A 6,000-nucleotide genomic window follows, 5' to 3' on the forward strand; every position below is an offset into this window, starting at 1 on the left:
TCGCCGTGAAGCAACGCCCGGTCGACCACAACACGAACCCCAGCTGAACACGTCATGTCGTTTTGGCGCATCGACTTCTTCTCAGCGGTGCATATCGTCTGCCCGCTCATGGAATTGCCCCGCCGAGAGTGATCTCAGCGGGGCAATTCATCTAGACACTATGCGGTTTGCACCGCGCGGCAATCAGTCCTCTTCGGTTTTGGTGAAGAGGAAGGTGGCGGATCCGGCGAGCGCCAGCATCAGCGTGATCGCGAGCGCGCCCACGATCGAAACGCCGGTGTCAGCGACCTTCTGTCCTTCGGACTGCTGGCCGTTGGCTTCGGTCTTCTGACCGTCGGTCTTGCCGGAGTCGGACTTGCTGCCCGTCTGTTGCTTGCCGTCGGACTGATCGGTGCCGGACTGCTTGTCGTCCGACCGGTCGGTCGACGGCTTGTTCGCATCATCCGGAGTGGTCGGCTGATCGGACGGCTTATTCGAGTCATCCGTATCATCCTGGTCGTCGTCGGTCGGCTTGTCGGTATCGGTGCCCGGCTTGTCGGCGTCGTCGTCACCGTCAGACGGCTTGTTCGCATCGTCGCCCGGCTTGGTGTTGTCATCGGCGTCGCCATCGTCGGTACCCGGTTTATCCGTGTCATCGCCATCGTCGGTGCCCGGCTTGTCAGGATCGGGAGTCGGTTCCGGCTCGGGATCCGGGGTCGGCTCGGGATCGGGCGTCGGATCCGGGTCCGGAGTCGGGTCGACCGGCGTGTCCCCGCCGTCATCCGTCGCGCCCGCCTTGAGCACGGTCGCCGCCAGCGCGCCGGCCTGGTAGCCGTCCGCACCCACGGTCACCTTAGCGCCGCCATTGAGCGTCACCTTGCCGTCGGCGGCAAGCGTCGTGTACGTGCCAGCCGGCACGGCGGTCACCGTTGCGGCGTCCTCATTCGCGTTGAAGATCACCACGTACGTGTCGTCGCCGTCCTTGAGCTGGTACGCGACCACGCCGTCGGACTGCTGCAGCACGGTCATGTTCGCCGCGATGTCGTCGTACGAGCTCAGGTGCAGGTTGCCGATCGCCTTGCGCAGCGCGATCAGGCCGCGAACGTAGTCGACCGAGTCGGACTGCTCGACCACGCGGTTCCAGTCGATCGCGTTGACCGCGTCGCCCGCGTTGTAGCTGTTGCCGTTGCCACCCTTGGTGCGCAGGAACTCCTGGCCGAACTGCATGTCGGTGATGCCCTGCGACAGGAAGATCAGCGAGTCGGCGAGCTTGGCGCGAGCGAGCCGCACCTCCTCGCTGTCGGCCGGCGCGCTCTTGACGAGCTTGTCGTACAGCGTGAGGTTGTCGTGGATCTCGACGTACTGCACGACCTGGTCGGCGCCGCCGTAGTTGGTGTCCGCCGTGCCGTTGTTGCAGTGGCCGGTGTCGTCGATGCCTTCACGGGCGTTGTTGCAGCCGAGCACGTTGGTCGCAATGAGGTTCTCCTTGCCGGCCTTGCCGGTCACGAAGCCGGTGTCCTCGTCGGAGAACACGCTGCCCTTGATCGCGTCACGCAGCGAGTCGTTGAAGAACGCCACGCCCGGCACCTTGCTGGCGTTGGGCTGGGTGGTCTCCTGGTCGCCGATCGCGTCGGTCATGTCCCAGCCTTCGCCGATGACGAGGATGCTCGGGTCGATCTTGTCGAGCGCCGCGCGCACCTCCTTCATCGTGGTCTGGTCGATGAGTCCCATGAGGTCGAAGCGGAAGCCGTCGACGTTGTACGCCTTCGCCCAGTACGTGACTGAGTCGACGATGTACTTGCGGGCCATCGCGCGTTCGGAGGCCACGTCGTTGCCGCAGCCGGAGCCGTTGGTCAGGTTGCCGTTCGCGTCGTAACGGAAGTAGTAGCCGGGGACGGTCTTGTTGAAGGCGTGCTCGCTCGCGTTGTAGACGTGGTTGTACACGACGTCCATCACGACGCGCAGGCCGTTCTTGTGCAGCCCCTTGACCATCTGCTTCATCTCGGTCACGCGCGCGGCCGGGTTGGTCGGATCGGAGGAGTACGAGCCTTCCGGCACGTTGTAGTTCTCCGGATCGTAGCCCCAGTTCTGCGCGCCGGCCGCGTTGTAGCTCAGGTCGCCGGTCTCGTCCACGGAACCGTAGTCGAACACCGGCAGGATCTGCACGTGGGTCACGCCGAGCGACTTCAGGTAGTCGATGCCGGTGGACGCCGCGCCGGCCTTGCCGTCGACCGTGGTGCCTTCCTCGACGAAGCCGAGGTACTTGCCGCGCTTGTCGGCGGAGACGCCGGAGGTCGGCGAGATCGTCATGTCGCGAACGTTCGCTTCGGTGACGATCGCGTCAGTCGACTTGCTGAACGCCGGCATGCGGTCGCCCGCGTCGCCCTTCTCCTTGTCGGACAGGACGACGGAGCGCTCGCCGTTCGCCACGGCGGCGGTCGCGTACGGGTCGGGGGACGTGTTGACGGTGCCGTCGGCGAAGGTCAGTTCGTAGTCGTAGGCGTAATCCTTGAGATCGCCCTTGACGGGGAACGTCCACACGCCCTTGTCGCCGGACTGGTCGAGCGTGACCGCGTCGGTCTGTTCGGCGTTCGGATCGGTGGAGTCGCGGTACGTGCGCAGCGTGACCTTGGTCGCGGTCGGCGCCCACAGCTTGAACGTGGTCTTGCCGGCCGTGTAGTTCGCGCCGAGATCATCGCCATCGTATGCATACTTCTGGTCGAAGGCGTCACTGCGAACGATCGCACCGAGCGAGACGGACTGGGTGCCGTAACCCTTGATCGTTACGGTGTACGGCTTGGTCACGCTCAGCTCCTCGGCAGTGGTGATGGTGACGGTGTTGCCGTCGGCCTTCACGTCCTTGATCTTCGCGCCATCGAGGGACACCTTGGAGGCGAGGTCGTCGGCGGCGATCGACTTGTTGAGCTTCGCGGTGATGGTCGTGAAGTCGGTCATTGACGCGGAGACGATCGTGCCGGCCGCGTTGTACAGCGTACCGTTCGTGTAGATCGTCGGATCGCCTTGCACGACCCAGATCTCGGCGTTCGCTGTGACGTCGTCGTTCAGCGTGATCGCGGACTGCGGGATGGTGCGGTTGTTGTCGTCCGGGTCCTTGGCTTCCCAGCCGTCGCCGCCGTAGCGCACGATGAACTGCGGCACGCTCATGGCGCCGCCCTTGAGCGTGTACTTGGCGGTCAGGCCGTAGTCGTCGTGGCTGGTGAACGGGTACGCGGCGCCGTTGACGCCGTCGGCCCAGCCCCAGATGTCCCACGCCTTCATGCCGTCCTCGCTGGTGTAGTCGTCGGCGAGACGGTGGTAGTGGATGGTCACGTTGATCGTGTCGGCGGCCTTGGCATAGCCTTCCGGAGCGGCGGTGAGCGTCGTGTCGGGGGCGGAACCGTCGACCCAGATCTCGGCCGTGCCGGTCGAGCCGTCGATCAGACGGTCGCCGCCGACCTTGTCCCAGCCTTCGGTGGTGACGATCACGCCGATCTTGTCGGCCTCGTACGCGCCGTCGATGGTCGTCTCGAACACCTTGCCGTACGAGTCCTCGCCGGTGAACGCATGCCAGCCGGCGGCGATCGACTTGCCGTCCTTGTCGGTGCCCCACATGTATACGCCGCGGTCGGCGACGGTATCGCCCTCCGCCGGCTTGTAGTGCACGATCACCTTGGTCTTGGGCTGGTAGGCATTCACGTCCTCCGGCACGCCGGCGCTGGCCTCGTGGTTCGCGACCGCGGTCCAGTGGCCCTGCGCGGTGTAGTTGCCGCCGCCGTTCGGGTTGTCCCAGCTACCGTTGTCATCGGTGAATACGTATTCAAACGACTGGCCCTTCGGGTCGACCGTGTACTTGACCCAGCCGTTGCCGGCGTCCTCCATCAGCTCGTGGCCCATTTCGGCCCAGTTGTTGATGCCATAGTGGATGTACGCCTGCGTCCAACCGTCGGGGAGCTTGTAGTAGACGGTGCGGCTCGTGTCGGTCGCGGCCTTCGCGGCCTCGTCGTTGACGGTCAGGTCGGGATCGGACGGATCGGACTTCGCGGTGCCGGCCCAGCTGTCCTTGGTCGCACCGGCGTAGATCGCGATGGCCGAGTTCGCCGCGAGCGTCGCGTCGAACGTGCCGTCGTCTTTCACGGTGACGGTCTGCGAGCAATCGCCGGTCGCGTACACGTTGCAGTACTCGCCGGCCGGCAGCGACGTGACGAACTTCTGCGTCGAATCCTTCGCGCTGTTGTTGAGCGCAAGATAGCCGACGTTGCCGCGGCCGAAGCCGAGCACGTTCGCGTCGTACGCCTTCCAGTTGTTGACATCGGTGCCGTTGACCGCGTTGTGGAAGCCGATCATGCCGCGGATCGCGGTCCAGCGGTCGGCGCACTGCCACGTGCCCGGCGTCATCGAGCCGTCGGTCGGGCAGACCATGTCCGGCACGCTCGTCTCGGTCGCGCCCGGCGCGCCGTCGTCGTTGTTGTCGAAGTAGTAGCCGGAGTAGATGTGCGGCTGGCCGTAGTTGTACGCGAGCATGAACGCGTTCGCCAGCAGGTACTTCGAGCCCTTCTTGTACGTGATCGCGGACGAGTTGCGCTCGGTGTCCCAGTTGGTGACCCACACGGCCGCCTGGTCGGAGTCGAGCCAGCCGTTGCCGCCGATCTTGCCGAGACCCTTGGCCTCGCTGGTGATGTCGGACGCGAACGCGGCGGACAGGTGCGCGTTGTAGTTGAACTCGGAGACCTTGCCGTTGCCGACGTAGTTGATCGGCTGGATCGCGGCGGCCTCGCTTGCGTTGCCAATGACTTCCTGCTCGAAGAAGATATCGTCGGCGTTGCGGCCGGACTTTTCGGCGAGCTTGGCCTTGATCGCGGCCACGTCGGCGGCGGCGATGTGCTTGACCGCGTCGACGCGGAAGCCGTAGACACCGAGCTGGAGCAGACGGTTCATGTAGTCGGCGAGCTTGTCCTGCACGTATTCCTGGCTAGTGTCGAGATCCTGCAAGCCGGTCAGGCGGCAGTTCTGGACCTCGTCGGCGTTCGTGTAGTCGCCGATGTTCTTGGTGCAGTCGTGGAAGTTTTCTTTGGTGTACGGGATTTCGGGGAAGTCGCCGTCGGCGTCGAACTTGCTGCCGGCGACGCCGGTGCTCGCGCCGCGGTCGACGCCGGTGGTGTGGTTGATGACCGCGTCGGCGATGACCTGGACGCCGGCCGCGTTACACGTCTTGATCATGGTCTTGAGTTCGGCCTCGGTGCCCAGCTTGGAGTCGAACTTGTAGCTCACCGGCTGGTACGAAGTCCACCACTCGGTACCCTGGATGGTTTCCAGCGGCGGGGAGATCTGCACGTAGCCCACGCCTTCGGGGCCGTATACTTCGGTGCATTCCTTGGCCACGGAGTTCCAGTTGGTCTGGAACGCGATGGCGATCACGTCCTTCTCTCCGGCCTTCGCGGCCTGCGCGTTCGTTTGGATGGTCTTGACCGTTTGCGCGGACTGCCCCGCGGAGTCGGTCTCGTCCGCGAACGCCGGCATCACTGCCACCGTCGTCGCGGACATCGCCACCGCAATGCCTATCGCGGCAGTGCGTTTGGCGAACGAACTGAATCGTCGTGCGACCATGTGCTTCCTTTCATCTCATCCTTGAGTCCCGTTCCGGCACAGCCGAGTGCCGAAGGTGATTCCTTCGTCCCGGGCGCCCGGCTCCGCCGTTCTGCCGAACCGGCTGTTTCGATCGGTGTTCCGGGTCACCCCGGGCCGATCGTCACGCCCCTTGTCTTGACAACGTTTGCATCTCTTTTGCAAAAGATCGCAAGGGAAAATCCAAGGCCGAATTTTCTCTTGCCATCTGCATACGTTCGCAAATGATCGTCTCGCTCAGCGTACCACAACGCGACCACTGACATCAATGACCCGCTGTCTAAATGAAAGTGCAACACCCTTTAGATTGGAGATTGTCTAGATAACCAGTGAAAGGATGTTGCACCTTGGGTCAAGTGTATTCGCACCTGTCGGAAGAGGAACGGCAGGTCATCCAAA

The 6,000-nt window shown here is 64.1% G+C and carries 1 protein-coding gene; it reads right to left on the reverse strand.

Features of this window, described 5'->3' with window-relative positions; translation table 11 throughout:
* Positions 1-183: 183 nt before the first annotated feature.
* Positions 184-5,583 (reverse strand): type I pullulanase, encoded by a 5,400-nt coding sequence (gene pulA / locus JS541_RS02195; protein ID WP_240539198.1) that lies wholly within the window; start codon positions 5,581-5,583, stop codon positions 184-186.
* Between the last annotated feature and the right edge of the window lie 417 nt (positions 5,584-6,000).

Source organism: Bifidobacterium sp. SO1 (assembly GCF_018555335.1).
Classification (GTDB): domain Bacteria; phylum Actinomycetota; class Actinomycetes; order Actinomycetales; family Bifidobacteriaceae; genus Bifidobacterium; species Bifidobacterium simiiventris.

What these genes read in the sequence shown, in the direction of transcription:
- pulA (WP_240539198.1), bottom strand. Translation starts at nt 5,583, where the DNA reads ATGGTCGCACGACGATTCAGTTCGTTCGCCAAACGCACTGCCGCGATA.